The sequence below is a fragment of the Pedobacter sp. Leaf132 genome (assembly GCF_920984695.1).
Classification (GTDB): domain Bacteria; phylum Bacteroidota; class Bacteroidia; order Sphingobacteriales; family Sphingobacteriaceae; genus Pedobacter.
This window is the reverse complement of record NZ_CAKLBO010000024.1, coordinates 1-1,213: the sequence shown is the minus strand read 5'-3', so window position 1 is coordinate 1,213 and position 1,213 is coordinate 1. Positions and strand designations below refer to the sequence as shown.

Annotated in this window: 1 protein-coding gene; it reads left to right on the top strand. The window is 40.1% G+C overall.

Annotated elements, in window-relative coordinates; all coding sequences use genetic code 11:
• Positions 1–93: 93 nt before the first annotated feature.
• Positions 94–1,166 (top strand): IS3 family transposase gene (locus tag LUA86_RS19190; protein WP_231465804.1). Its coding sequence is split into 2 segments (ribosomal slippage): positions 94–355 and positions 355–1,166, totalling 1,074 coding nucleotides; the frame shifts between segments, so codons are not numbered across the junction.
• Positions 1,167–1,213 lie beyond the last annotated feature (47 nt).

Sequence of the window (1,213 nt, the reverse complement as noted above, 5' to 3'; positions counted from 1 at the left end):
TGTGCACTTCCCAAAATTCAGACCATTTAAAAGTAGAATTCTAGACCGAGCGCAGCGAGGCTATTAGAAAAACTATTAATTTTAATTGGCAATATGAAAAGAATCAAGTTTACGGAATCCCAGATTGTAAAAGCAATCAAGGAACATGAGAACGGCAAAAACGTGCATGATCTCTGCAGAGAGTTAGGAATAAGCACTGCAGCCTTTTACAAATGGCGTCAAAGGTATGGGGGAATGGAAGTCAAAGAACTATCGAAATTAAAGGCGTTGGAAGAAGAAAATGCACGTTTAAAAAAAATGTATGCGAATCTCAGTCTCGTGCATGAAGTTTTCAAGGAGGCTGTAGAAAAAAAGCTTTAACGCCTGACGAGAAAAGGGATTTAGTGGATGAAATGGTAAAAAGGATCAGCCATCGTCAGGCCTGTAAATGCGTTGGATTAAACCGAAGCAAACATTATTATCAGCATAAACGACGCGATGACAGTGAAGTAGTTGATGCGCTTTCACTTCTTGTTGAAAAGCACGTCTCCATAGGCTTCTGGCAGTGTTACTACCGATTGCGTCGAAAAGGGCTTAAATGGAACCATAAAAAGATTTACAGGATTTATACCTCAATGAGGCTTAATATCCGCCGCAGGGCAAAAAAGAGGCTGCCAGAAAGAGTCAAGAAGCCTTTGTCTGTACCAGAAACTATAAATGAGGTATGGTCCATGGATTTTATGAGCGATGCGCTTTGGAATGGAAGGAAATTTAGGTTGTTGAACATCGCTGATGATTACAACAGAGAGATGCTAGTTATGGAGATAGATTATTCACTGCCGTCGTTGCGGGTTATCAGAGCGTTGGATGAACTAAAACAATATAGGGAGCTCCCCAAAAAAATAAGAATGGATAATGGACCGGAGTTCATCTCGCATAAGTTGGATGAATGGGCAAAGGAAAACAATGTTGAACTAGTTTTTATCCAGCCAGGAGAGCCAACACAGAACGCATATATTGAAAGATTGAATGGAAGCATCAGAAGAGAATTATTAAATGCCTACATATTTCACTCCCTGGATGATGTAAGGGAGAAAGTGGAGGAATGGATGGTGGACTACAATTACCATCGACCACACCAGGCATTAAACTTCAAATCTCCTGTAGATTTATTGCAGGAAATTTGAGGACAAAATTATACTTTTGAATGGTCTGAAAAACAGGGGAGCTTACA